Annotated in this window: 24 protein-coding genes; 14 read left to right on the top strand and 10 right to left on the bottom strand. The window is 55.6% G+C overall.

Annotated elements, in window-relative coordinates; translation table 11 throughout:
- Positions 1-8 precede the first annotated feature (8 nt).
- Positions 9-560, bottom strand: a complete 552-nt coding sequence (gene ssuE / locus B3041_RS10645; RefSeq protein ID WP_065649677.1) for an NADPH-dependent FMN reductase — start codon at positions 558-560, stop codon at positions 9-11.
- Between the two features lie 333 nt (positions 561-893).
- Here ssuE and B3041_RS10640 point away from each other — a divergent pair, with 333 nt between their 5' ends.
- The 4 genes from B3041_RS10640 to B3041_RS10625 all read left to right on the top strand — a co-directional run bounded on the left by B3041_RS10640 (position 894) and on the right by B3041_RS10625 (position 5234).
- Positions 894-2414, top strand: a complete 1521-nt coding sequence (locus B3041_RS10640; protein ID WP_065649676.1) for a lipopolysaccharide biosynthesis protein — start codon at positions 894-896, stop codon at positions 2412-2414.
- Positions 2415-2416: 2 nt separating this feature from the next.
- On the top strand, positions 2417-3415 hold the full coding sequence (locus B3041_RS10635; protein ID WP_292972229.1) for a glycosyltransferase family 2 protein: 999 nt from the start codon (positions 2417-2419) through the stop codon (positions 3413-3415).
- Between the two features lie 120 nt (positions 3416-3535).
- Positions 3536-4546 (top strand): quinone-dependent dihydroorotate dehydrogenase, encoded by a 1011-nt coding sequence (pyrD, locus tag B3041_RS10630; protein WP_292972227.1) that lies wholly within the window; start codon positions 3536-3538, stop codon positions 4544-4546.
- A gap of 151 nt (positions 4547-4697) precedes the next feature.
- Positions 4698-5234: a cell division protein ZapC gene (locus tag B3041_RS10625; RefSeq protein ID WP_065649673.1), complete on the top strand. Its 537-nt coding sequence runs from the start codon at positions 4698-4700 to the stop codon at positions 5232-5234.
- A 3-nt stretch (positions 5235-5237) separates the two neighbouring features.
- Here B3041_RS10625 and B3041_RS10620 read toward each other — a convergent pair whose 3' ends face one another.
- Complete coding sequence (locus B3041_RS10620) at positions 5238-6347, bottom strand: YcbX family protein (protein ID WP_292972223.1); 1110 nt, start codon at positions 6345-6347, stop codon at positions 5238-5240.
- 96 nt (positions 6348-6443) lie between these two features.
- Here B3041_RS10620 and rlmKL point away from each other — a divergent pair, with 96 nt between their 5' ends.
- The 6 genes from rlmKL to rmf all read left to right on the top strand — a co-directional run bounded on the left by rlmKL (position 6444) and on the right by rmf (position 14390).
- On the top strand, positions 6444-8561 hold the full coding sequence (gene rlmKL, locus B3041_RS10615; RefSeq protein ID WP_292972220.1) for a bifunctional 23S rRNA (guanine(2069)-N(7))-methyltransferase RlmK/23S rRNA (guanine(2445)-N(2))-methyltransferase RlmL: 2118 nt from the start codon (positions 6444-6446) through the stop codon (positions 8559-8561).
- A 5-nt stretch (positions 8562-8566) separates the two neighbouring features.
- Positions 8567-10474, top strand: a complete 1908-nt coding sequence (locus tag B3041_RS10610) for an ABC transporter ATP-binding protein (protein WP_065649670.1) — start codon at positions 8567-8569, stop codon at positions 10472-10474.
- Between the two features lie 16 nt (positions 10475-10490).
- Positions 10491-11777: a membrane integrity-associated transporter subunit PqiA gene (gene pqiA / locus B3041_RS10605; RefSeq protein ID WP_065649669.1), complete on the top strand. Its 1287-nt coding sequence runs from the start codon at positions 10491-10493 to the stop codon at positions 11775-11777.
- Complete coding sequence (gene pqiB, locus B3041_RS10600) at positions 11749-13392, top strand: intermembrane transport protein PqiB (protein ID WP_292972216.1); 1644 nt, start codon at positions 11749-11751, stop codon at positions 13390-13392. The genes pqiA and pqiB overlap by 29 nt, the downstream gene beginning before the upstream one ends.
- Positions 13389-13955 carry a membrane integrity-associated transporter subunit PqiC gene (pqiC, locus tag B3041_RS10595; RefSeq protein ID WP_292972213.1) on the top strand — a complete coding sequence of 189 codons (567 nt, stop codon included), beginning with the start codon at positions 13389-13391 and terminating at the stop codon, positions 13953-13955. The genes pqiB and pqiC overlap by 4 nt, the downstream gene beginning before the upstream one ends.
- Before the next feature lie 267 nt (positions 13956-14222).
- A complete protein-coding gene (rmf, locus tag B3041_RS10590) occupies positions 14223-14390 on the top strand; it encodes a ribosome modulation factor (RefSeq protein ID WP_075050746.1) in 168 nt (55 codons plus the stop codon).
- 60 nt (positions 14391-14450) lie between these two features.
- On the opposite strand, the gene fabA is transcribed toward rmf, so the two are convergent.
- Together fabA and B3041_RS10580 are read right to left on the bottom strand one after the other, a co-directional pair.
- Positions 14451-14969, bottom strand: a complete 519-nt coding sequence (fabA, locus tag B3041_RS10585) for a bifunctional 3-hydroxydecanoyl-ACP dehydratase/trans-2-decenoyl-ACP isomerase (protein ID WP_039383641.1) — start codon at positions 14967-14969, stop codon at positions 14451-14453.
- Between the two features lie 67 nt (positions 14970-15036).
- On the bottom strand, positions 15037-16881 hold the full coding sequence (locus tag B3041_RS10580) for a Lon protease family protein (RefSeq protein WP_292972208.1): 1845 nt from the start codon (positions 16879-16881) through the stop codon (positions 15037-15039).
- 70 nt (positions 16882-16951) lie between these two features.
- Here B3041_RS10580 and matP point away from each other — a divergent pair, with 70 nt between their 5' ends.
- Positions 16952-17416: a macrodomain Ter protein MatP gene (gene matP / locus B3041_RS10575; RefSeq protein WP_139074201.1), complete on the top strand. Its 465-nt coding sequence runs from the start codon at positions 16952-16954 to the stop codon at positions 17414-17416.
- A 54-nt stretch (positions 17417-17470) separates the two neighbouring features.
- Here matP and ompA read toward each other — a convergent pair whose 3' ends face one another.
- Positions 17471-18544, bottom strand: a complete 1074-nt coding sequence (gene ompA, locus B3041_RS10570; RefSeq protein WP_039383647.1) for a porin OmpA — start codon at positions 18542-18544, stop codon at positions 17471-17473.
- 349 nt (positions 18545-18893) lie between these two features.
- Positions 18894-19385, bottom strand: a complete 492-nt coding sequence (gene sulA / locus B3041_RS10565; protein WP_065649665.1) for an SOS-induced cell division inhibitor SulA — start codon at positions 19383-19385, stop codon at positions 18894-18896.
- 221 nt (positions 19386-19606) lie between these two features.
- Here sulA and B3041_RS10560 point away from each other — a divergent pair, with 221 nt between their 5' ends.
- A complete protein-coding gene (locus tag B3041_RS10560) occupies positions 19607-20209 on the top strand; it encodes a TfoX/Sxy family DNA transformation protein (protein ID WP_292972507.1) in 603 nt (200 codons plus the stop codon).
- A 23-nt stretch (positions 20210-20232) separates the two neighbouring features.
- Here B3041_RS10560 and yccS read toward each other — a convergent pair whose 3' ends face one another.
- Together yccS and B3041_RS10550 are read right to left on the bottom strand one after the other, a co-directional pair.
- Complete coding sequence (gene yccS / locus B3041_RS10555; RefSeq protein ID WP_292972205.1) at positions 20233-22368, bottom strand: YccS family putative transporter; 2136 nt, start codon at positions 22366-22368, stop codon at positions 20233-20235.
- A gap of 11 nt (positions 22369-22379) precedes the next feature.
- Positions 22380-22823, bottom strand: a complete 444-nt coding sequence (locus tag B3041_RS10550; RefSeq protein ID WP_292972202.1) for a YccF domain-containing protein — start codon at positions 22821-22823, stop codon at positions 22380-22382.
- 123 nt (positions 22824-22946) lie between these two features.
- On the opposite strand from B3041_RS10550, the gene helD reads away from it, so the two are divergent.
- Positions 22947-25001 carry a DNA helicase IV gene (gene helD, locus B3041_RS10545; RefSeq protein ID WP_292972199.1) on the top strand — a complete coding sequence of 685 codons (2055 nt, stop codon included), beginning with the start codon at positions 22947-22949 and terminating at the stop codon, positions 24999-25001.
- 39 nt (positions 25002-25040) lie between these two features.
- Here helD and B3041_RS10540 read toward each other — a convergent pair whose 3' ends face one another.
- The gene (locus B3041_RS10540) at positions 25041-25661 is read right to left on the bottom strand and encodes a DUF2057 family protein (protein WP_292972196.1); all 621 of its coding nucleotides are present in this window, start codon (positions 25659-25661) and stop codon (positions 25041-25043) included.
- Between the two features lie 179 nt (positions 25662-25840).
- Here B3041_RS10540 and B3041_RS10535 point away from each other — a divergent pair, with 179 nt between their 5' ends.
- Positions 25841-26257 (top strand): CoA-binding protein, encoded by a 417-nt coding sequence (locus B3041_RS10535; protein WP_065649660.1) that lies wholly within the window; start codon positions 25841-25843, stop codon positions 26255-26257.
- 38 nt (positions 26258-26295) lie between these two features.
- Here the strand turns inward: B3041_RS10535 and hspQ are convergent, their stop codons facing one another.
- Positions 26296-26613 (bottom strand): heat shock protein HspQ, encoded by a 318-nt coding sequence (gene hspQ / locus B3041_RS10530; RefSeq protein WP_039383664.1) that lies wholly within the window; start codon positions 26611-26613, stop codon positions 26296-26298.
- Between the last annotated feature and the right edge of the window lie 41 nt (positions 26614-26654).

The raw sequence follows: 26654 nt of genomic DNA, 5'->3' as shown, positions 1-26654 counted from the left end.
GTGTCTCCTCAGACAGCCCGGGCAAAGGGCAGATGACGGCGCTGCAGCGCGAGCCAGAAGCTCTCCAGCGCATCATCGATGCGGGAGGTGAGATCGCCGGCAAACTCCGGCTGGCGGTCGTAGTGCGTAATCTGCAGATCCTGCGCAAATACCCCCTGTAACACTTCCTGCGCTTTCAGCGCACTCAGTACCGGTTTGAGCCCGTAATCCAGCGCCAGCATATGTGCCACACTGCCGCCACTTGCCAGCGGCAGCACGACTTTCTCTTCCAGCGCCCGCTCCGGCAGCAGGTCCAGCACGGTTTTTAACGCACCTGAAAATGACGCTTTATAAACAGGCGTGGAAACGATGATGCCGGTTGCGCTGGCGACGTCAGCGCTGAACGCCTTCAGCGCCGGTGAGTCAAAACGGGCATGGATCAGCTCTTCTGGCGGAAAATTGTGAATATTCCATGCAACAACGTCCGCCCCCCGGGCTTCGAGCTTGCGCTGGCAGTGCGTCAGCAGCGCCGTGGAACGTGAAGGAAAACGGGGGCTGCCCGCCAGCGTAAGAATCCGCATACCTGCTCCTTATATCAAAAAGTTATCGATTTTATGTAATTGAGAACTGATTGAGTTAATCCTGCCAGAGCAGCGGAAAAGGGGTAAATGATTTATCCGGCAATCAAAAGCATTAAAACGGCAAATGAATCCCGTCCTGCATATGTTGCACACAGGGAGAGGAGATGAACGGCGGCAGATAAAATGGCCCGATTTCTGTTTTTTATTAATGAAAATAAGAAAAAGCGGCGGCATTGACGCCGGCGGTTTTTAAGAATTACTCCTGTGGGCGCTGTCACATTTTTGTGTCACGCTTGAAGACATTGAGAAAAATACCCAGACCCCCTTACTTTTATGTCTATCAAACGTAATGCGATTGCCAACTATGTCGGGCAGATCTACCTGACGCTGTCAGGTATTTTAGTGGTGCCGCTCTATATTCAGCATCTGGGTATGGAAGCGTATGGCCTGGTTGGCTTCTTTTCTATTTTACTGACCTGGCTGCAGCTGCTGGATGCGGGCGTTTCCACCACGCTGATGCGGGAAGCCGCACGCTACCGCGCCAATCAGGCGGAATTTGTCTGGTTTCCGGCGCTGTTTACCACGCTGACGCGCTTTTTCCTTTTTTCCACGCTGGTTCTGGTGGTGCTGGGCTGGCTGGCAACGCCGTGGATAGCAACCCACTGGCTGGATGCACGTCATCTGCCGGCCGGCGATGTGGTTATCGCCGTGGCCATTATGGTGATCACCGCAGCCATTCGCTGGCGCACCAGCCCCTATCGCAGCGTGATCATCGGCTTCGAACATCAGGTCTGGCTGAATGGCGTTAACCTGACTATCACCACGCTGCGCACGTTTGGTGCGGTGCTGGTGATCCAGCTCTTCGCTAATGCAGTACTGACGTTCTTTATCTGGCAGCTGCTGGTCTCTGTTGCTGAGGCGGGATGCTGTATCTGGAAGGCGCACCAGCTCATTCCGCGCGCGGCGCGTAAAGAGAAGCGCAGCGACCTGAAAGCGGTGCTGAGGCCTTTTATCCGTTTTGCGCTGAGCGCCGCGTTTTCCAGCGCAATCTGGACGTTTATCTCGCAGATTGACCGACTGGTACTGTCCAAAACTTTGCCGCTGAGCGAGTACGGATCATTTACCGTCGTGGCCACGGCGGCAACCGGTATCCTGCTGCTCAGCAGCCCGATTATGCAGGCGATTGTGCCGCGTATGACCGGCATGAAAACGCAGCAACAGGGCGATGCGGAATCACTGCGGCTCTACCGTTACACTACGCAGGCTGTCGCCATCTTTATGGCTCCGCTCAGCATCACTATCGCCTGCTATTCAGGCCCGCTGCTCTGGGCGTGGACGCAAAAAACGCAGATTGTCGATGAGATGGCTTTTGTCCTGACGCTTTATGCGTTAGGCAGCGGGATTCAGGCGATCTGTGGCTTGCTCTATCACCTGCAATACGTCAATGGCAACCTCAAGCTGCATATGCAGGGCTTTACCCTGTTTGCCATTCTGCTGGTGCCGCTTAACATCTGGTGTGCGATTCACTACGGCGCGCTGGGAACCGGCTGGCTGTGGCTGGCGCAGAACATTTTCTACCTGGCTGGCTGGGCATGGCTGGTACACCGTCGCTTTGCGCCGGGTATTCACTTTACCTGGCTCACGCGCGATGTGGCGCTGATCTGGGCCGTATCGGGCCTGATTGCTGGCCTGAGCACGCTGCTGCCTATTGAGTGGAATCAGAATCGCTGGATCAACCTGCTCTGGCTGGCATTGATTGGTGCCGTGAATCTCGGTGTCTGCTGTCTGCTGCACAGCCTGGTGCTGAAGCGCCTGCGCCGCACCCCTGTTGTTAATGCTGAAGAAAGAGGATAAGTATGACGTCGCGTCACGCACCGACTGTATCGGTCATTATTCCTAACTGGAACTGCGCCCCGTGGCTGCCGGAGACGATGCAGTCGCTGCTGCAGCAGACGTCGCCGGCAGATGAGATCATTATTATCGACGATGGCTCAACGGATGAGAGCGTGAGCTGGCTTACGGCGTTCGCCGCTGCGCATCCGCAGGTCACCCTGCTGAGCGGCAACCGTGGCGGCGTCAGCGCGGCGCGGATGAAAGGGATGGCGGTCGCTACCGGCGATTTTATCTACTTTATGGATGCCGATGACTTTATCTCTGCCGAGCTCTTCGCTGACTTCCGGCGCGCGCAGGCGCAGCATAACGAACTCGAGCTGTTCTGCTTCGGTGCAAAAATGTTTTTTGATGTGCCGGAGCCGCAGCGCCACTATCAGACGATACATCAGCGTCACGTCAGCGGCCTGTTTTCCGGCGGCAGCGAAAGTCTGCGTACGCTGATCCAGCATCAGTCGGCGCATCGGGTGATCTGGAGCAGTATTATTTCCCGGCAGCTGATTGAGCGGCTGGGGCTGAGTTTCCTGCCGATTCAGAACCATGAAGATGCGCCCTTTATGTTTGCGCTGTATATGCAGGCGCACAGCTTTTACTGCACCAGCGAGAGTTATTACTACAAGCGTTTTATGCTGAGCTCACTGTCGCAAAGCACCCGCGACTTCTCATGGATCAAAAACTATTTTATCGCCCGCGACAGCAGCGAAGCCTTTTTGCGTGCGCATCAGCTGCCGCAGGATGACGCATTACTGGATGACTACTATCAGACCATTATGCATGGCTGCCTGGCGCAGATCCGCAAACACCGCATCAGGGTACCTGCAGAGTGGCAGCCGCGGGTGAATGCACTGGTCCGGCGCGTCTTACGCCATAATACCCGACTGAAACTGCTGTGGTATTGTCCGCCGCTCTATCACGGTCTGCAGGCGTGCCGTAATCGCCTGAGTCGTTATTCGTCCCGCCGTTGATCGCGATCGTATTCTGCGTTTCGTCACCAATTTACTTTTGCGCCAGAGCACCTTACCATTCTGGCGCACGTCATCCCGTGCACCCGCTGTTTCTTCGTTTACTGCCATTCAGGAGAGTGCATGTTATATCCCATCGTCCGGCCCGCCTTGTTTAAACTCGATCCCGAGCGCGCGCATGAACTCACCTTCCAGCAGCTGCGTTTTATCAGCGGTACGCCGCTGGAAGGGCTGATTCGGCAGTCGCTGCCGGCGCGTCCGGTCAGCTGTATGGGCCTTACGTTTCCCAACGCGCTGGGTCTGGCAGCCGGTCTGGATAAAAACGCGGAGTGTATCGATGCATTCGGCGCAATGGGGTTTGGCTTTATCGAGGTGGGAACCGTGACGCCGCGTGCACAGCCGGGCAATGATAAACCGCGCATGTTTCGTCTGGTTGAGGCGGGCGGCATCATTAACCGGATGGGATTTAATAACCACGGGGTTGATCACCTGGTAGAGAACGTTAAAAAAGCGCGATTTAAAGGCGTGCTGGGGATCAATATTGGCAAAAATAAAGATACTCCGGTAGAGCAGGGGAAAGAGGATTACCTGATCTGCATGGAGAAGGTCTATGCCCACGCGGGTTATATTGCGATAAATATCTCTTCACCTAACACGCCGGGGCTGCGTACGCTGCAATATGGCGATGCGCTGGACGATTTGCTGGCAGCCGTTAAATTAAAACAGCAGGAATTACAGCAGCGACACCTTAAATATGTTCCGGTGGCAGTAAAGATTGCGCCGGATCTGTCTGAGGAGGAATTAATCCAGGTCGCTGACAGTCTGGTGCGCCACCAAATTGACGGAGTAATTGCAACCAATACCACGCTGGATCGTACGCTGGTCAGCGGGCTTAAATATGCGGATGAAGCGGGCGGCCTGAGCGGGCGCCCGGTGCAGGCGCGCAGCACCGAGGTGATCCGCCGACTGGCACTGGAGCTGCAGGGGCGCTTACCGGTTATTGGTGCAGGGGGAATAGATTCACTGATCGCCGCCCGGGAAAAAATTGCCGCGGGCGCCACGCTGGTGCAGATATACTCCGGATTTATTTATCAGGGACCGGCTTTAATTAAAGATATCGTGACCCACCTCTAAGACATATCTCACTTTCCCCGGCCAGGGGGTTTATTTCTCCCTCTGGCTCGTTTATATTTTCCCCTGTTGTTCTATTTTTCAGCTTTTTGCTTAAAGCGATATTTTATTTTTTAGGCGCCATTTAGCGCAGCAGAACCCAACAGGGCACATCATGAAAATCAAACCCGATGACAACTGGCGCTGGTATTACGACGCCGAGCATGACCGTATGATGCTTGATTTGGCTGATGGCACACTCTTCCGCTCCCGCTTCTCCCGCAAAATGCTGACCCCCGACGCGTTTAACAGCAGCGGCTTCTGCGTCGATGACGCCGCACTCTATTTCAGTTTCGACGATCGCTGTCGTGAGTGTGAATTATCCGCTCATCAGCGAGCCGAGCTGATCCTGAATGCGCTGGTGGCAAGCCGCTTTCTTAAGCCGCTGATGCCGAAAAGCTGGCACTTTATCAGCCACAAACACAGCTGGCAGCCGGTCGCGGGCGATATGGTCACGGCTACGCTGGCAGAGAGTGGTGAGCAGGCGCAGCTGCTGGTGGTAGAGAGCAGTGAAAACGCGGCACTCTGTCTGGTTGCACAGCCAGGACTGAGCGTGGCGGGAAAAAGTATGCAGCTGGGCGATGCGATCAAAATCATGAACGATCGCCTGCAGCCGCTGCAGCTGGCGACCTGGTACGCGCGCGCGGTTTAACCCTTACGCCAGGTCAATATCACTGGCCGGAATACAGCTGCAGCTCAGAATCGTGCCGTCAGCGCGTACGGCGCTCTGTTTTAACGGCCTGACGGTGCCGGACACCAGCGTCACTTTACAGCTGCCGCACAGCCCGGCCCGGCAGGAATAGGGAATGCGAAACCCTGCCATCTCCAGCTGTTCCAGTAATACCTGCTGATTATCTCCCTCAAAGCGCCGGCCCTGACAGGTAATGGTAACGCTGGCAGGCGTGCCTGCCTCTGCGTTCAGCGGCGCCGCAATTTCGCCGGCCCCGTAGCCGCGCGGGGTATGACGTTCCAGAATAGTCACGCTGTCGCCGCTGCGGATCAGCCCGCTGTTCAGGGCAACCAGATTCAGGCCAAAATCGATATCCCCGCTGCCATCCTGCGCGCTGCGAAAGCCCTGCAGCGTGGTCAGCGGCTCACCCGCGCGGTGTTTTTCTCCGCTTTCCGTTCCGATAGTGGTGAATACGCAGCGGCTGCACGGTTTCGGCACGATAAACTCAACGTCACCGATTTTCAGCCGCTTCCAGCTATCCTCATCCCAGGCCGCGGCACCGCTGACCACCAGGTTAGGGCGAAACTGCTCCACGCGTACGCCAGCCGGGCAGCGCTGCTGCAGATCCTGCAGAGACGCCATATTGACCAGCAGAAACGGATAGCCGTCGGCAAAGCCGAGCGGCACGGCGTCAAAACGCTTTACGCGACGTGTCGGCGTTTCGCCCACCCAGCGCAGCTGTACCGGGCGCGGAAAATAGTCGCTCAGCCAGCGGTTGATCGTTTCCGGCGCGGTGCGGGCAGTAAAGGTGTTACCCCAGACAACGGTTTCACTCTCTTCTGCCGCAAAGTCGGCATAGCGGATCAGCGCCTGCTGGCCGTCCGGCGCGTTAATCAGCAGGCCATCCGGCAGCATAACCGGCGTAAAACGTACCAGCTGCGGAAACTGACGGGCGGTGATGAATGTCCCGTCTGGCTCTGCAATCATAAAGATGCGATCGAACACCAGGCCGCTCTGCAGCACCTGTGCGTGCGACTGCTGCTGGCCGCGCATCGATTTGACCGGGTGAATATAAAGACGGGATAAGGTAATCATCATCGTTCCATGCAGACAAAAAGAAGCTAACTTTATGACATAGGACGCTGATTCGCTATAATGCGCAACAATTTTAGCAAGAGTATAAGTGACGATATGAATTCTCTGTTTGCCAGTACGGCGCGTGGGCTCGAAGAGCTGTTGAAAACTGAGCTGGACGCGCTGGGCGCGCAGGATTTGCAGGTGGTGCAGGGCGGCGTCCACTTCCGTGCCGACGATCGCGTTATGTATCAAAGCCTGCTGTGGAGCCGTCTGGCTTCACGTATTTTGCTGCCGCTGGGAGAATTCGGTGTCTGGAGTGACCTCGATCTCTATGTCGGCGCGCAGAGTATCCCCTGGGCTGAGCTGTTTGACAGCGAAACCACCTTTGCCATCCATTTCAGCGGCACTAACGACGTCATCCGCAACAGCCAGTTTGGTGCACTGCGTATCAAAGATGCGATCGTTGACTGTTTTACCCGTCAGGATCTGCCGCGTCCGAGCGTGGATCGCGAGCAGCCCGGTATTCGCATCAACGCCTGGCTGAATAAAGATCGCGTCAGCATCGCGCTGGATCTGAGCGGCACCGCGCTGCATCAGCGCGGCTATCGCCAGCAGACCGGTCAGGCCCCGCTGAAAGAGAATCTGGCGGCAGCCATTGTTATGCGTTCCGGCTGGCAGCCGGAAACGCCGCTGCTGGATCCCATGTGCGGTTCCGGCACGCTGCTGATTGAAGCTGCCCTGATTGCCTGCGATCGCGCGCCGGGTCTGCTGCGCAGCCACTGGGGCTTTAGCCGCTGGAAGCAGCACAATGCAGCGCTGTGGCAGGATCTTCGCAGCGAAGCGCTGCAGCGCGCGCGGGCTGGCACCGCGGCCACCCAGGCACGCTTCTTTGGTTATGATAACGATGGCCGCGTGCTGGAGTGGGCGCGCGCTAACGCACGTCGTGCCGGCGTCTTTGAGCTCTTCACCTTTGCGCAGCAGGATGTACTGAAGCTGAGCAATCCGCTTGACGATAAAACCGCGACCGGAACGGTGCTGAGTAACCCGCCGTATGGTGAGCGCCTGGAGAGCGAGCCGGCGCTGATTGCGCTGCACAGCCAGCTGGGCCGCATTATGAAGCAGCAGTTTGGCGGCTGGAATCTGTCGCTGTTCAGCGCCTCACCCGATCTGCTGAGCTGCCTGCAGCTGCGCGCGGAGCGCCAGTTTAAAGCGAAAAATGGCCCGCTGGAGTGCGTGCAGAAAAACTATCAGCTGGCGGCCTCCGGTGCGGCTGGCAGCGCGCAGATTGCAGAGGATTTCGCGAACCGCCTGCGCAAAAACCTGAAGAAGCTGGAGAAGTGGGCGCGTCAGTCGGGCATTGAGTGCTATCGCCTCTATGATGCCGATCTGCCGGAATATAATGTCGCGGTCGATCGTTACGCCGACTGGGTAGTGGTACAGGAGTATGCGCCACCGAAAACCATTGATGCGGCGAAAGCGCGTCAGCGGCTGTTTGATGTCATCAGCGCTACGCTCAGCGTGCTGGAGATCCCGGCTAACCGGCTGGTGCTGAAAACCCGCGAGCGACAGAAAGGCAAAAATCAGTATCAAAAGCTGGGTGAAAAAGGCGAATTCTTTGAAGTGCAGGAGTTTAACGCCCGGCTGCTGGTAAACCTGACTGACTATCTTGATACCGGCCTGTTCCTCGATCACCGTATCGCGCGACGGATGCTCGGAGAAATGAGTAAAGGAAAAGACTTCCTGAACCTGTTCTCCTACACCGGCAGCGCCAGCGTGCATGCCGGACTGGGCGGAGCTAAATCCACCACCACGGTTGATATGTCGCGCACCTATCTTGAGTGGGCCGAGCGCAATCTGCGCATCAATGGCCTGACCGGCCGCCAGCATCGGCTGCTGCACGCCGACTGCCTGAGCTGGCTGCGTGAGAGTGATGAGCAGTTTGACCTGATCTTTATCGATCCGCCGACGTTCTCCAACTCCAAGCGAATGGAAGCTGATTTTGATGTGCAGCGCGACCATCTGATGCTGCTGCAAAATCTGAAGCGTATGCTGCGTCGCGGCGGCACTATTATGTTCTCTAACAATAAGCGCGGTTTTAAAATGGATCTGGAGGGCCTGCAACGGCTCGGCCTGCAGGCGCAGGAGATCACGCAAAAAACATTGTCTCAGGACTTTGCCCGTAATCGTCAAATTCACAACTGCTGGCTGGTCAGCCACGCCGGTAAGGAATAATTTATATGTCGTTGATCAGTATCCATGGTGCGTACCTCTCGTTCAGTGATGCGCCGCTGCTGGATAATACCGAACTGCACATCGAAGAGGGCGAGCGCGTCTGTCTGGTGGGCCGCAACGGTGCCGGTAAATCCACATTAATGAAAATCATCAACGGCGAACAGCCGCTGGATGATGGACGTATCATCTATGAACAGGACCTGATCGTGTCGCGGCTGCAGCAGGATCCGCCGCGCAATATCACCGGCTCGGTGTATGATTTCGTTGCTGAAGGCGTGGCCGAGCAGGCTGAGCATCTGAAAGCCTATCACGCGATTTCGCATAAAGTGATGGAGGATCCGAGCGAGAAAAACCTCAATGAAATGGGCCGGCTGCAGACGATTCTTGATCACCAGAATCTCTGGCAGCTCGACAGCCGTATCAACGATGTTCTGCAGCAGATTGGTCTGCAGGCCGACACGGAACTCTCTTCGCTCTCCGGTGGCTGGCTGCGCAAAGCCGCACTCGGCCGCGCGCTGGTCAGTAATCCGCGCGTGCTGATGCTGGATGAGCCTACTAACCACCTCGATATTGAAACCATCGACTGGCTGGAAACGTTCCTGAAAACCTTTACCGGCAGCATCGTGTTTATTTCGCATGACCGCTCGTTTATCCGCAACATGGCAACGCGCATTGTCGATCTTGACCGCGGCAAGCTGGTCTCCTGGCCGGGAGATTACGATCAGTTCCTGGTGGGGAAAGAGGAGGCGCTGCGGGTTGAAGAGATGCAGAATGCTGAATTTGACCGCAAGCTGGCGCAGGAAGAAGTGTGGATCCGTCAGGGGATCAAGGCGCGTCGCACCCGTAATGAAGGTCGCGTGCGGGCACTGAAGGCGCTGCGCCGTGAACGCTCTGAACGTCGTGACGTGATGGGCAAAGCCAACATGCAGGTCGGTGAAGCCGCGCGCTCCGGTAAAATTGTCTTTGAGCTGGAGAACGTGCACTACGGCGTGGAAGGCAAAACGCTGGTTAAAGACTTTTCAGCCCAGGTCCAGCGCGGCGATAAGATTGCGCTGATTGGCCCTAACGGCTGCGGCAAAACCACGCTGCTGCGCCTGATGCTGGGTCAGCTGAAAGCGGACAGCGGACGGGTTCACTGCGGCACCAAGCTTGAAATTGCCTATTTCGATCAGCATCGCGCTGAACTCGATCCGGACCGGACCGTGATGGATAACCTCGCGGAAGGTAAACAGGAAGTAATGGTCAACGGTAAACCGCGTCACGTACTGGGTTACCTGCAGGACTTTCTGTTCCATCCTAAGCGTGCCATGACGCCGGTACGTGCGCTGTCGGGCGGAGAGCGCAACCGCCTGCTGCTGGCGCGGCTGTTCCTGAAGCCCAGCAACCTGCTGATCCTCGATGAACCGACCAACGATCTGGACGTTGAAACGCTGGAGCTGCTGGAAGAGCTGGTCGATGGATACCAGGGCACCGTACTGCTGGTCAGCCACGATCGTCAGTTTGTTGACAACACCGTTACCGAATGCTGGATTTTTGAAGGCAACGGCGAAGTGGGCGCGTTTGTGGGCGGCTATCATGATGCGCAGCAGCAGCGCGCGGCGTACAAACAGACGCGTGTTGCACCAGCGGTCTCCGCGCCGGTGAAAACGGCAGAAAAAAATGAAACCGCCAAACGCAGCGCAGGCAAGCTAAGCTATAACCTGACGCGCGAACTGGAACAGCTGCCGCAAAAGCTGGAGCAGCTGGAGGCGCGGATTGGTGAGCTGCAGGCGCAGATGAGCCATCCCGATTTCTTCAGTCAGCCGCATGAAAAAACGCAGCCGGTTCTGGATACGCTGGCGCAGACGGAGCAGGAGCTGGAAACTGCCTTTGCCCGCTGGGAAGAGCTGGAAGCGCTGAAAAACGGCGCATAACACAGAGGAAAAGGGCATGTGCGCAACGTCGCCACAGGCGCAGCAGTGGATGCTCTGTCCACAGTGTGATTTAACCGTCAGGCTGCCCGCTGTGCCGGCGGGCAGCCGTGCCCGTTGCCCGCGCTGCCATACGCAGCTGCTGGCTAACTGGCATGAACCGCGTAAGCGTCCAACCGGCTATGCGCTGGCGGCGCTGTTTATGCTGGTGCTGGCTAATCTCTTTCCGTTTATCGATATGCACGTTGCCGGCCTCTCCAGTCGCATTACGCTGCCGGAGATCCCGCGCGTGATGGTGCGGGAGGATTACCGCAGCCTGGCCTCCCTGTTCCTGCTGTTTGTGCAGGGTATTCCGGCTTTCTGCATGATTACGATTGTGCTGCTGGTCAACCGGATCGCTCTGCCGCACCCGCTGCGGCGGGGGCTGGCGCGTATTCTTTTTCAGCTGCGCAGCTGGGGCATGGCAGAGATCTTCATGGCAGGCGTGCTGGTCAGCTTCGTCAAGCTGATGGCGTATGGTGAAATTGGCCTGGGCAGCAGCTTCTGGCCCTGGTGTCTGTTCTGCCTGCTGCAGCTACGTGCATTCCAGTGTGTGGATCGGCGCTGGGTCTGGCAACGCATTGATGCACTGCCTGCGCTGCCGTTTACGCCGCAGGCGGGGAAGAGTGGTCTGCAGCAGGGGCTGCGCAGCTGTCCCTGCTGCACGGCTATTTTGCCGGCGACGCAGCTGCGCTGTGGTCGCTGCGGGGTCACAGCAACACCCCGTCGCAGGCATAGTCTGCAATGGACGCTGGCGCTGCTGCTAACCTCCGTTATGCTCTATATCCCTTCGAATGTTATGCCGATCATGGTCACTGAGACGCTGGGTTCACAGTATCCCTCAACGATCATGGGCGGCGTGATTTTGCTGATGAGTGATGGCTCATGGCCCGTCGCGCTGGTGATTTTTATCGCCAGTATTATGGTGCCCTCACTGAAGATGGTCGCTATTGGCTGGCTCTGCTGGCACGCCAGCGGGCGCGGGCAGCGCGATGGCGAAAAAATGCATCTGATTTATGAAGTGGTGGAGTTTGTCGGCCGCTGGTCGATGATCGATGTATTTGTTATCGCCGTGCTCTCAGCGCTGGTGCGTATGGGCCAGCTGATGAATGTCTACCCTGCGCCGGGAGCACTGCTGTTTGCCCTGGTGGTGATCTTGACAATGTTTGCCGCTATTACATTCGATCCGCGTCTGATTTGGGATCGCCAACAGGAAACTGAACGTAAGGAGTCGCGTCTTGACGGACAACAATCACGGGACTGCTAAGGTCGATCAGATCAAACGCTGGTCGCCAGTCTGGATCGTACCTATCGTCACGCTATTGATCGGCGGGTGGATCCTTTTTTATCACTTCAGCCATCAGGGGCCGCTGGTGACGCTGATCACCGAGAACGCCGAAGGGATTGTGGCGGGTAAAACCACCATTAAAAGCCGCAGCGTGGATGTGGGAACCGTAGAGAGTGCGGTGCTGACGGATGATTTGCATCACGTCGAGATCACAGCCCGCCTGAATGCCGGTATGGAGAAGCTGCTCTATAAAGACAGCGTGTTCTGGGTGGTCAAACCGCAGGTCGGGCGCGAAGGTATTACGGGTCTTGGCACACTGCTTTCAGGGGCTTATATCGAGCTGCAGCCCGGTGCAAAAGGCGAACAGCCGGAGCAGTATCAGCTGCTTGATTCACCGCCGCTGGCACCGCCGGATGCGAAAGGGGTCCGCATTGTACTCGACAGCAATAAAGCGGGTCAGCTCAACCCGGGCGATCCGGTGCTGTTCCGCGGTTACCGCGTAGGCACGGTGGAAACCAGCACCTTTAATACTGATAAACGTATGATGACCTATCAGCTATTTATCAGTGCGCCGTACGACCGGCTGGTGACCACCAACGTGCGTTTCTGGAAAGACAGCGGCATTGCCGTTGATATGTCGGCTTCCGGTATGCGCGTTGAGATGGGTTCACTGACCACGCTGTTTAGCGGCGGTGTCAGCTTTGACGTGCCGGATGGCTGGGATCTGGGTGAGGTAGCGCAGAATAAAGCGGATTATCATCTGTATGACGATCAGCGCAGCATTCAGGATTCGCTCTATACCCGACACACTGATTTCCTGATGTTCTTCAGCGATTCGATTCGCGGCCTGCAGCCAGGCGCACCGGTTGAGTTCCGTGGTATCCGTCTGGGAACCGTGGCGCAGGTGCCTTATATGATCCCGGGCATGGATCAGGCGCTGAATACAGATTATCGCGTGCCGGTGCTGATTCGCATCGAACCCGATCGCTTTACCGCGCGACTGGGAAGCGATTTCAATCTGGAGCAGCATCTTCAGGATGGGAAGAAACGTGGTCTGCGCGGCACGCTGAAAACCGGCAACCTGCTCTCCGGCGCGCTGTTTGTTGATCTCGATTTCTATGATAAAGCGCCGGCTTACAAAGGGCCGAATACCGTAGCAGGTCTGGAAGTGATCCCAACCGTCAGCGGTGGGCTCAGCCAGATCCAGCAGAAGCTGATGGCGGCGCTGGATAAGATCAACGCACTGCCGCTTAATCCGATGATCAGCGAGGCGACCGATACCCTGAAAGAGAGCCAGCGCACGCTGCGTCAGCTGCAGAATACGCTGAATAATCTGAACCAGATCACCGGCAGCCCGGCAATGAAAACATTGCCTGCCGATATGCAGCAGACGCTGCGTGAACTCAACCGCAGCATGAAAGGGCTGCAGCCGGGATCGCCAGCGTATAACAAGCTGGTGGGTGACATGCAGCGGCTCGATCAGGTGCTGCGTGAACTGCAGCCGGTACTGAAAACGCTGAATGCGAAAAGTAATGCTCTGGTCTTTGAAGCGAAGCCAGGGCAGGATCCGCAGCCAAAGAGGGCGAAACAGTGAGAAAAGCCATCATCGCAGGAGCCATGTTACTGCTGGCAGGGTGCAGCACAACAATCGATACCACGTACTATCAGCTGCCGGCAGGCAGCAGTACGGCGCGTGTCGCCAGCAGCGCGGGCAGCAGCCAGCCGATGCTCTGGGTAGAACATGTAAACGTACCTGACTATCTGGCAGGCAACGGGCTGGTTTATCAGACCAGCGATGTTAAATATGTTATTGCCGCTAATAATCTCTGGGCCAGTCCGCTCGATCAGCAGCTGCAGCAGACCCTGGTTGCTAATCTGAGCCGGGCGCTGCCGGGCCGCATTGTCGCCTCATCGCCACATGGAGAGGGCTACGATACGCTCAACGTTAGCGTAAGTGGTTTTCAGGGACGATACGACGGGCGGGTGGTGGTGAGCGGTGAATGGCTGCTGCAGCATCAGGATCAGCTTATCAAGCGCAGCTTTAACCTGACGTTGCCTCAAAACGAAGATGGGTATGATGCGATGGTGCGTACGCTGGCCGCAGGCTGGCAGCAAACCGCGCAGCAGATCGCAAATAATGTAGCTTCGCTAAATTAGGAATAGTTTTAAGCGTTCGCTAAGTCCCTGATTTTCTGTAGCAACACTGCTCAGCCAATCAGGGGCTTTTTTTTGCCTAATCAGAAACATAGACACGCCTTTGACATTTCTTTATGTCGTTTTAACGGCAAAACCGTGACGCTGGCGTGAATTTTGCGCATTGCTTTTTCTGCGCATTGGGGTTAGAACTTTACTGTGGCTGAACATAAATTCGCCACTCTTTCTTTCCACCAGATTCCACCAGACCTGAAATGAGGGAAACGCGGTATGAAGAGACAGAAGAGAGACCGTCTGGAACGTGCACATTCACGTGGTTATCAGGCCGGCATTACCGGTCGCTCTAAGGAGCTATGCCCCTATCAACTGATCGATGCGCGGTCTCACTGGCTGGGAGGCTGGCGTCAGGCCATGGAGGACAGGTCGGCGGTGGTCTAGCCCTGCCGGATGTCAGCAAAGGGAAAACCTCCGCCGCGGCGGAGGTTTTGTTAAGCAGAATCAGAATGCAGACGTATCTTTAAACAGGCCTACTTTCAGATCGGTAGCGGTGTAGATCAGGTTACCGTCAACAAAGACTTCACCATCCGCCACACCCATTACCAGCTTGCGGTTAATCACGCGCTTGAAGTGAATTTTATAGGTCACTTTTTTCGCTGTTGGCAGCACCTGACCGGTAAACTTCACTTCGCCTACGCCCAGCGCACGGCCTTTGCCTTCCGCGCCTAACCAGCCGAGATAGAAACCAACCAGCTGCCACATCGCATCCAGGCCCAGACAGCCAGGCATGACCGGATCGCCTTTGAAATGGCAATCGAAGAACCAGAGGTCAGGGCGGATATCCAGTTCAGCTTCTACAAAACCTTTATCGAAGTTACCGCCATCTTCGGTCATTTTGACCACACGGTCCATCATCAACATGTTGTCAGAGGGCAGCGGTGGCCCGTTTTCGCCGAACAGTTCGCCGCGACCTGAGGCAACCAGGTCTTCTTTGCTATAGGATTCGCGTTTATCTACCATGTTCTCAATATGCCTTCTTTTAGTGAAGCCCGAATATTAGCGAACAGTTGTACGCCGGGCAATGCCCCTATCTGTGGTTAAACCAGTTAAGCCAGCGTAAGGGCCATGGACGGGGTGAAGATTCCTGCTGATTAAACTGCGTAATGCGTGCCTGAATCATCGTTAGCAGTGATTCTCCGCTCTCACTCTGCCACACCACACCTGTCAGCAACGGCAGGGCTTCATCAATGCGCTCAATGGCCCACAGATGAAATTCTCCCGCTTTCACTGCATCAACAATTTCCTGACTAAGACTGAGATGACGCACGTTAGACGCGGGCAGAATGACGCCCTGCTTACCGGTGAGTTCACGCGCCTGACAGACATGGAAAAAGCCTTCAATCTTCTCGTTCAGACCACCGACCGGCTGCACATTACCAAACTGATCAACAGAGCCAGTCACCGCAATCTGCTGGCTCAGCGGCTGATTAGCCAGCGCGCTGATTAATGCGCACAGCTCTGCCAGAGAGGCGCTGTCACCATCCACTTCAGAGTAAGATTGCTCAAACACCATTGAGGCGGAGAAGGGCAGTGGCTGATCGAGTTCCAGCTCAGCAATCAGATAGGCCTGCATAATCATCATGCCTTTGGCATGAATATTACCGCCCAGCTCCGCTTTGCGTTCCACATCGTTAAGTTCGCCATCGCCGGGATGCACCACGCAGGTAATACGCGACGGCTCACCCCAGGCGCGCGGATGCCCGGGAAACTCAACAACCGACAGCCCGTTGATCTGCCCGATAACCTCACCCTCTGTTTCAATCATGATCTGATTCAGCAGGATCTCATCGCGCATGCGTTCAGTCAGGTAGTTTTCCCGCCACTGGCGTGCTTCAAGCGCCTCTTTCAGTGCTTCGCCATTAATAATATCGCCGTGCAGAGCGGTCTCATGCAGCTGTCGCCTCAGCCAGCGCGGACAGAGCGGCAGCGTATCCTGATCGCCGGTAAAGCGTACCGCTTCCGTCACCAGCGGTGGCCAGAAATCCGCTTCCGGGGCATTGATGTCAGCCTGTGCTGCCTGTGTCAGAACCCACTGACACCAGTTGAGCATATCGCTTTCATCAACAATCTGCAGGTGCTCTTCAAACTCACTGTAGAGCGCCATTTCATGCACTTCGGCATCCAGTTCCTGAAAACTGGCCAGCGCATCACGGTCGCCACACAGCACCAGCCGGACGCTGAGCGGCAGAGCAGGAATAGCTACCGGCAGGGGCTGACGCTCATCCTGTGAATACCACTCAAACCGCTGCAGTTCGATACACCGGCGCAGTCGCAGCCAGAGCAGGGGCTGGGCCAGCAGCGTGTTGATTGACAGGATCAGCGTCCCGCCATTGGCGCGATGCAGCAGCCCCGGCTCAGGCATTACGCGATCTTTGTACTGACGCACGCAGCCAAACAGCTGCTCAGCTTCGATCCAGTCAGCATAAAATACCCCGCCGCTACCGGTAAAAGGGCGGTTGATATCGGCAGGCGGCAGCAGCGTGACGGTGTCGCCCATCACGTGGTAGTCACCACCATACAGCTGCCCGGTATCGGGCTGAAAACGTTGTGCTGCCGTTGCGATCCAGGCGAGATAGTCGCTATTTTCCTGGCTGCGTAACAGCAACAGCGGGAAACCCGCGGACTGATGGTGTAAATGCGCCAGCGCATTCAGCAAACGCGGCTGAACCGCGGCAAGGCTATCGCTATCTTTCAGAGAAACCGTTGAAAAAAGGGTCTGCCAGGAAGTGCTATCTGGCTGCAGGGCTTGCCACGTAAGTTGGTTGCTGGTCAAAATATTCGCATTAGTCTGATTTAGGAAAAGCGTGATTATACAGGATACAACCGGGTTTATCACGGCGAGTTCCGGTAGTGAGTGTGACAGGAACAACATGTTTTTCGTTGCTGCATCGCGCAAAAAAGCTGTTATTCTTAAGTTGTTACGTGGTCACGGTGGGATTCCGATGAAATACCAGCAACTTGAAAACCTGGAAAGTGGATGGAAATGGAAATACCTGGTGAAAAAACATCGGGAGGGGGAGCTTATCACCCGTTATCTGGAGCTCAGCGCGGCACAGGCTGCGGTGGACGCGCTGCTTGCGCTGGAAAACACGCCCGTTGAGGTTAACCAGTGGATTGCGCAGCATATTCATCCCGGTCTGGAAAACCGCCTGAAGCAAACCATACGTGCCCGTCGCAAACGTCACTTTAATGCTGAACACCAGCATACGCGTAAAAAATCGATCGATTTAGAGTATCTGGTGTGGCAGCGGCTGGCGGGTCTGGCGCAGCGCCGCCACTGCACGCTTTCGGAAACCATTGTGCAGCTGATTGAAGATGCCGAGCGGAAAGAAAAGTATGCCAGTCAGATGTCTACGTTGAAACAGGATCTGCAGGCCATTTTAGGCAGTGAAGAGAACAAAAAGTAAGCGAACAGCAGAAACAAAAAACCCCGCCGAAGCGGGGTTTTTTTACGCGATAACTTAAGCCTGTGGCTGAGTTACAACGTCTTTGATGCCTTTCACGTCGATCTCAACGCGACGGTCTGGACCCAGGCAGTCGATCAGGGCATTACGGCCTTTCACGCTGTCACAGGTGTTACCAGTAACCGGGTTGGATTCGCCCATGCCACGTGCAGAGATTTTGTTAGCCGGGATACCTTTAGATACCAGGTAGTCGACAACAGACTGAGCACGTTTCTCAGACAGTTTCTGGTTGTACTGGTCTGAACCGATGCGGTCGGTAAAGCCCAGAACCACAACAGAACCATCTTTTGGATCCATTGAGCTCAGCTGGCTGTACAGCTGATCCAGAGCCTGCTGGCCTTCTGGCTTCAGGGTAGATTTGTTGAAGGTGAACAGCACATCAGACTTCAGGGTGAAACGCTTGGTTTCAACAACCGGAGCCGGTGCCGGAGCTGGTGCAGCGATTGGTGCAGCAGCTTCATCCTGACCGAAGCGGTATGCAACGCCTACGCTCAGCATGCCGTTGTCTGGACGCGCGCCAACGGTACCTGCATCACCGATGTTGTTAACCCACTGGTAATCCAGACGGGTTGCCCAGTTTTTGGTCACTGCATATTCAACACCCACTGCAGCCAGCGGAGAAACGCCGGTGTCGTGGTCGCTGCGGCGCTCGCCGGTCAGGGTGTTGTTCTGGGTAGAATCTGCACGCCATACCATGCCGCCCAGACGGGTGTACACGTCCAGATCATCAGCAATTGGGTAGCTCAGTTTAGCAGCCAGCTGAACGCCCTGTGCTTTGAATGCGCCGTTGATGTTGTCGCCTTTGTTAGGCATACGGCCCAGCCAGTCATAGCCCAGCTCGAAGCCCAGGTATGGGTTCGCCTGGTAACCCAGGAAGGCACCTGCGCCCAGCTGAGATTCGTGAGTTGGACCGTCGTTGTTCGCGTAACCGTTACCGTAGTAACCAGTATCGTGATACTGAGACCAGCCCAGTTTAGCACCGGTGTACCAGGTGTCATCTTTAGGAGCGGCCTGCGCTACGGTAGCGAAGCCAGCCAGTGCCACTGCAATTGCGATAGCTGTCTTTTTCATTTTGCGCCTCGTTATCATCCAAATAGGCAATGAGCAAAAAGGTTGCTCTTGGTTGTAATCCTTCGCCGGGTCTGAACGCTCGCTTATGACTCTACCGAAAAAACGGAGGTTATTGAGCACCCTGGCGAGCTAAAGTCTACAACGAGATTGAAAACTTACAAGTATGATGTGAGGCGAGCAGGTAAAAAAACAGGTGTAAATACACACATTTTAACAATTGACGGGGCAAAATTTTCGTTCTGTAAACAGAGAATTGCAGCTAAGCCCTTGTCCTGACTGGCAGGAACATTATCAGTAGCTTAGCGGCAACTGGCCGGAAAAAAAAGCTGAGATAAATCCCACTTTTTACTTAATGAAACAAATCTGAGGGAATTTTTGTGCTTCTGGGTTGTCTGGCAGAAATAAGATTGGCTTCTTCCGGTCGCATAATCAGACCCAATGCCTCACCTTCTTCAGCTGCCTGCTGAAGCATCTGACGTTCATTTTCGTGCAGCTCATAAGGTATCCAGGCCAGCACCACGCTGTAATTTCCGGTTCGCAGGGCTTTCACCATATTTTCAACCGTACTGAGCCGATCTGATTCAGTAATATGCATACTTTTCTCAAGCGGCAGACCAGACTGCTGGATCCAGCGACGGCTGACTTTGTGCGCTGGCGTCAGCCAGAGCTGCCAGCGTGACTGTTCACTCAACTGTTTAAGCACCGGAAGCAGAAGCAATTGCATCATGCCAGGATGCTCACTGTAGCGTAATTCCGTTATGCCGCCCATTGACGGCTGAACTGCGGTGGAAGGCGCTAACCAGGAGGAACGATCAACAGGGCCAGAGAAATGCGTGCGCATAATATACTCGCTCAGTAGTGAACTGGATGAATGTACAGTACTGTTTAAATTAACAGAGATCAACTGCATTTTCTGAAAATGTCTCTCAAAACTGGCAGAAGATAGCGCTAAAACAGTTTTATTCATTGAATCAGTAAATTGTTTTTTTTATCTTCTAACTAAATGAATAGTCACTGTTTTATAGGAAATACCCTGCACAAGGAATGAGGAAAAGGGACATGATGAAGCGAAGAAATGAGGTTGTAGAACAATCAATTGACGCCCTGTCGATTCTGGGTGACATAGAGTCGCGTACGCAATTTGGTGGCTACGCACTGGCCATTGAGCGAGTGGTATTTGCCTATATTGATGATGATACGCTCTATCTGCGCGCCAGCGAGGCGCTGCGGCTGTATGCGGTTCAGCGCCCGCTGGAGCCGCTGGTTTACCGCAAGCGTGGCATTCCTGTCACCCTGAGTTACTTCAAAGTTGATCAGCATCTCTGGCAGGACAGGGGGCAACTCATCCGTTTGTCGGCCAGCTCTCTGCAGGCGGCACAGGCTGAAGCCGCGGCGAAAAATGTCTCGCTGCGGCTCAAAGATCTGCCTAATCTCAGTTTGCGCATGGAGCTGATGCTGCATAAAGCGGGGATCAGCTCAGTACAATCGCTGCAGGAGATGGGATCGCGACAAAGCTGGCTTAAGCTGCGCAGCGTAAATAAACATGTCGGTTTAAAAACGCAGCTGGCGCTTGAAGGGGCGATCTCGGGTCATCATCAGGCGGCGCTCCCGGCAGAGGTAAAAGAGGCACTGAGCAGCTGGTATCAGGAGCGGCTACGCCGATAAACTGGTAAGCCATGGCTGTTGTTTCAGGCCTGCGCCAGGGCACGGCGCAGGCGCGCAATCTCAGGCAGCAGCGTTATCAGTAAATCGAGCTGTTGCAAAATCAAAGGCGCCTGGGCTTCAGTGCTGGTTTTCAGCGCGCCGATGCGTTGCTGAAGCGTATGCTGCATCATGGTGACCTGGTCATCCGACACACACTCAATCTGCAAAACATCCTCAACAAAACAGACGGCATCATCAAGTAGCGTAAGCAGGCTTCCCGGCGATAAACGTGTGCGATGTGCACCCAGTGCTGAGATATAGCTCAGAAACGAGTGATTAAGACAAAGCAGCCTGAAGGCGTGATCCCGCAGCGGCTGCTCTGCCCGGCGCTCACTATTTATGTTCGATACCACAGAGGCGAGTTCGGCGTCAGCGTTATGCGCATCCCGGCGAGCTACCCGGTAAGCCAGCCGGTTATCTTTACCCTGATGATATTGTTCCATAATGGCATCCAGATAGCGGCAGTTAGCATGCAGCGCGCGGTCGGCTATCGTGGTGAGCTTGCGAAAGCGCCAGTCAGGCCAGACAAACGCCACCGCCAGCCAGGCGAGTCCGCACCCCAGCAGCGTATCAACAATACGCGGCAGGGCAACGTCAAAGCCTTCGCCCAGCAAATTAAAGCACAGCAGTACCAGCAGGGTAATAAACAGCGTGGCCTGCGCATACTGAATCTGACGGAAAGCAAAAAACAGGACGCCGCTGAGGACAATCAGCAGCAGCTGCCCCTCTACAGAAGGAACCAGCCAGAGCACCGGCAGCCCGATAGCCACGCCTGCCAGCGTCCCGCCGATACGCAGCGCCAGCCGGCGACGCGTGGCATTATAGTTAGGCTGACAGACAAACAGGCTGGTGAGCAGGATCCAGTAACCACGCTGCAATCCGGTAATCTGAATAAAGGCATAGCCAATACAGAGCACCAGCGACATACGGATAGCATGGCGAAACAGCGGAGACGCGGGTGTAAGGTGACGGCTCAGACGCAGACGTATGTCAGGCCAGCCACGCAGCGTATCACGCGAAAGATGGTGCTCACTCTGCAGCGGCGTCTCAAACAGCTGCTGTTCTGAAGCCACTGAAGCAAGCTGTGCATCAATGGCACGCAGATTACGCAGTAGCCAGTAGAGCGGGGCGGTATGCCCGGCATCCGGATCGCTTTGCTGCAGTCGCTCAAGAGCTGTTTCAAGGCGCGCAAAAGCACGCTCAAAATGGCTGCTATGGTGCCAGCGCTGGCGCAGTACGATCGTTTCGGCCAGCTGGCGACACGCCTGCGCCTGCATATTAAGCAGGCGCTGAAAACGGAACAGGATTTCGTTGTAACGCCAGTTATTACGCAGCTGATGATACTGTATGTGCGAAGAGCTGGCGCGTTCATGAATATCCTGCGCCACAAAATAGTAATGCAGACTGCGCCGTGTGCTGCGTGAGCCCCGATCGCCACGCAGCCGGCTTTGAATCGTATTTTTCGTCTGATTAAGCTGCGCGACTAACTGGCTGTTAGCCATTGCGGTGTCAATCAGAGCGGCATCATCCTGCTCACCGCCGTCCGGATCAAACAGGTTCGCTTTCGCTTCCAGATAACGCGCCAGCTGGGAAAAGCTGGCAGCAAGCTGTTCCTGAACCGGCCGAACCGGGAACATCAGGTGACCGATAAAGGTCAGCAGGTTGTACCAGAGCGCGCCTGTTAGCAGCAGAGCAGGCTGCATCCACCACTGTGAAAAGAGACCAATACCCAGCATGGTGTAGACGGCAATCAGCAGGGCACCAAATGCAATGGTAGCGTAACGCTGGCCGAGTGCGCCAAGCAGGATAAATCCCCAGCTTGAGAGCGCCAGACCGGCAGCGAATGCCCACGGAACGGGGAAAAGCAGCTCTACGGAGACCGACGCTATACAGAAGCAGCACAGGGTAATGATCAGATTGCGCAGGCGACCTGTCCAGCGATCGTCAAGATCGGCCAGCGCGGCAGCGACCACCCCCAGCGTAAGCGGAATGGTCCACTCTACCTGCTGCAGCCACCAGGGAAAGGCGGCACAGCCCGACAGCGCCAGAAAAATACGCAGCAGATAGCGCAGGCTGCTGTTAAACAGATAGCGGCGCCAGGCGGGCATAGCGTCGGACATAAACCGGATCCTCAGTAGCGGCGACGCGCGTTAGCGTCCCGCGCCGCCTGTGCCTCTTCAACGCTGACCACCCTGCGGCCAACCGGCCAGAGTGAAATCGCAGCCAGCTTAAAATGCGCCAGCCCGGTGGGAATACCGATAATGCTCAGACACTGCACAATCCCGGTGGAGATATGCATTACGCAGAGCCACCAGCCAAAGAAAATCAGCCAGAAGATATTCAGGAATGTACCGCCTGCGTTAAGAATCGCACTTTTGCTGTCAGGACGCAGCACATCAACGTGAACCGCTTCATTGCCGAACGGGACCAGCGAGAGTTTTGTGATTTCCCAGCAGGAACGCGTCAGCGGTAGCGTAAAAATCAGCACAATGCTGACCAGCGTGGCAAAGAGCCAGCTAAGCGTGGTGAGAAAGCCGCCCAGGATAAAATTCAGAATATTAAGTACGGTGCGCATAACGCGATTTTCCTTTTGTAATCCGCAATATGTGCCGCCAAGTTTAGCCTGTTTTAAGGCTGGAGCGCCAAGAGTCTGACAGGTAAACTGCGCAATAACTGAATTTCACCTGATGATGCGGACATGGAACTGAAAGCAACAGCAATGGGTAAACGTCTTGCGCAGCATCCTTATAATCGGGTGCGTTTGCTGACCGCCGGAGTTGAAGTCAGCGGTGACCGCCATGAATATCTTATTCCGTTTAATCAGCTGCTGGATATCAGCTGTAAACGCGGTCTGGTATGGGGGGAGCTGGAGTTCCTGCTGGCGGAAAATCAGGTGGTGCGGCTGCACGGCACGGAGTGGCAGGAGACGCAGCGTTTTTATCACCACCTGCAGCACACCTGGCAGCAGTGGAGCACTGAAATGAGTCATATCAGCGCAGGCGTACTGGATGAGCTACTGCAGCATATTTCGCAGCTGACTGAAGAGGATCGCTGGCTGAAGCGACGTGAGCTGGCGGCTATCCTTGCCCGGGTTGATGAGACGATCGCGGCGCTGCCGCTGCCGCTGGCGCGCCTGGAAACGCTGGATAACTGTCGTGAACGCTGGCATCGCTGCCGGCAGTGGCTGGAAAAGGGGGAAGCAACCATTCGCCAGCGTAATCGCCGCTGGAGCGAGCGGGTGATTCAGGAAAACCCCGATTTTTTTGCTACGGTTGAGCGCATGCCGCTTAACGGGGCGCAGGCAGAGGCCGTGGTTAATGGTGAAGAGACGTTGCTGGTACTGGCGGGGGCAGGCAGCGGTAAAACCTCTGTGCTGGTAGCACGTGCTGGCTGGCTGCTGCAGCGCCGGCTGGCTCATCCGGACCAGATTTTGCTGCTGGCATTTGGCCGCGAAGCTGCGGAAGAGATAAATGAACGCATAGCCGCGCGGCTCAACGTACAGGATATGCAGGCGCGTACCTTTCATGCGCTGGCGCTGCATATCATTCGCGAGGGGGGCCGCAAACCGCCAGTCATCAGCCAGCTGGAGAGTGACAGCGCTGCCCGTCGCCAGCTGCTGCTGGAGAGCTGGCGCGAGCAGTGCGCGGCTAAAAAGACCCAGGCCAGCGGCTGGCGTCAGTGGCTGGAGGACGATCTGGCGTGGACGCTGCCGGAAGGCGCATTCTGGCAGGATAGCGCTATTGCACAACGACTGGCACCGCGTCTCGAGCAGTGGCTGAGCCTGCTGCGCATGCAGAGCGGTACGCAGGCGGAAACGATCGCGGCCGTTCCGGAAGCGTGGCGCGACAGCTTCAGTAAGCAGGTGAAATTAATGGCACCGCTGCTGAAAGCGTGGAAAAGTGCGCTAAAAGCAGAGGGCGCCGTTGATTTTACCGGTCTGATCCAGCAGGCAACAGATGTGCTGGAAAAAAGGCGCTTTATCAGTCCCTGGAAACATATCCTGGTTGATGAATTTCAGGATATCTCGCCACAGCGTGCTGCACTGTTGATGGCACTGCGTGCGCAGAATGCCCGTACCAGCCTGTTTGCTGCAGGAGATGACTGGCAGGCAATCTATCGCTTTAGCGGCGCTAAGCTCAATCTGACGACGGCTTTTCATCACTATTTTGGCAGGGGCGACAGCTGCGTGCTGGATACCACTTATCGCTTTAATGCCCGTATTGGTGACATCGCTAACCGGTTTATTCAGCAAAATCCGCATCAGATAAAAAAAATGCTTACCAGTCTGAGCAAGGGAAGTAAAAAAGCGGTGACGCTGCTGCCAGACGATCAGCTGGAAGGGCTGCTGGATAAACTCAGCGGATTTGCGCAACCGGAGGAGAGGATCCTGCTGCTGGCACGCTACCATCATCTGCGTCCGGCGCTGCTGGACCGGGCAAAAACGCGCTGGCCCGGCTTACAGCTGGAGTTTATGACAATCCACGCCAGTAAAGGCCAGCAGGCAGAGTACGTCATCCTGACCGGGCTCCATCAGGGAGCCGACGGCTTTCCGGCGCCGGCGCGCGAGTCAGTGCTGGAGCAGGGACTGCTGCCCCCTGTGGAGGATTTCCCCGATGCGGAAGAGCGGCGCCTCGCTTATGTGGCTATGACGCGGGCACGTGAGCAGCTGTGGCTGCTGTTTAATAAAGCCTCTCCGTCACCTTTTGTCGATCAGCTGCGTGAGCTGGGTGTACCAGTGGCGCGTAAAGCCTGAGTCTGGTAGCAGCGCATCAGCGGAAAACTGGGCAAGTCACTAGCTGGTACGCAGGGTTTTCATCCAGCTGAGCAATTTCTGCCGGGTTGCTGCGTCAAAGCGTTTAAACCAGCGCTGTATTGAGGGCAAATCGCTGGCATCCTGCCAGGCAAAATCGGGGTTTTCGCTTACAGCTGTGGCTGCAGGAGAGGCAAAGCGTGGTACTGATGCCATCTGTGCTGCGCGGTTATAAACCATCATGGCCTGCGCCATGTCGCTGCCGCCGCTCTGCGGCAGACGATCGCGAAGGCTGGCGATCTCCATGCCCCGTTCATCAACCAGCCTGAAGTTCAGAAGTTTGTTAAATGTACTGCGTTCACGCCGGCTATTCAGTGAGGGCAGGTGGATCGCCACAGAGTGTGCTGCAGCGGTGAACGTAACAATCATCGGCACCGACTGAAAATGGGTTGCGTCAGGACAGGGTTTTTCGACGCGAAACAGAAACTGATGCTGCCCTTTCTCCAGCTCAAGGCTATCTGCGCCTTTCAGCAGTGAGCCGGCAATTTTACGCCCGTCCAGCACCAGTAAATCAATCTGCGGATCGAGTTTAAGCGTAATAGCGGGGCAGGATGCTGTGACAAGCAGCGCAATAATGCCTGTAACAGCCGGAGACAGCTTCATTTCTACTCCCGAAACATGGCGGGTAATCAGTGATGTGTAGCAAAGTATTTCATTATGGCACTAAAGTTACATTTAAACATATTTATTCGTGTTCTGGTGCAAACATTTCATCTTTGCTGCTTGCATCGCGTGCAGATAGGGCAGCTACACTCTGGCAACAGAGAGAGAGGGGGAAGAGAATGAACGATCAAGTGATCCGTGATGTGCTGATGAACACCCGTCGTATTGCACTGGTAGGGGCCAGCGATAAACCCACTCGTCCCAGTTATGGCGTGATGCGTTATTTACTGGACCAGGGATATGAGGTTATTCCGGTGAGTCCAAAACTCGCCGGGCAGCAGCTGATGGGGCAGACCGCCTATGCTTCACTGGCGGAGATACCGGGAAAAGTCGATATGGTGGATGTATTTCGTAATGCTGAGGCAGCATGGGAGGTGGCACAGGATGCTATCGCGATTGGGGCGAAAACATTGTGGCTGCAGCTCGGTGTGATCAATGAGCAGGCGGCAGTACTGGCAAGTGATGCTGGGCTGACGGTGATTATGGATCGCTGTCCAAAAATCGAGATCCCGCGTCTCAATATTACGCCAGCATAAATCAGATAATAAAACGGCGACCTGCGTCGCCGATATAATTAGTGTCGCAGGCTGGGTGCCTGCAGCTGTTGCCGGATAGAGGCGGCCAGCTCATCCATAGAGGGCTGCTCCGGATGCTCGAACAGTGTTTCCCCCGCCAGCTGCACTTCTGCAACATAGGTGTGCACCTGTTCGCCCTCTTCATCTTCCATCACTACATGATACCAGGGGGCGGCACGCAGCGTTTCCGTTGCACCAACTTCATCCAGTTCCGGTTCATCCAGCGAATACTCAGGGTCAACATCGACGATGACACCCAGCACACCTGACAGACGATGCCGGACCTGCTGTCCAATTCCAAATTTACTGGCAATCATTGCGACCTCCCAAAACTTTACCTGCCACTGAATATGGGGGC

The sequence above is a fragment of the Pantoea sp. UBA4549 genome (assembly GCF_002387285.1).
GTDB classification, from domain to species: Bacteria; Pseudomonadota; Gammaproteobacteria; order Enterobacterales; family Enterobacteriaceae; genus Pantoea; species Pantoea borealis.
This window is presented reverse-complemented; position numbering and strand designations above follow the sequence as displayed.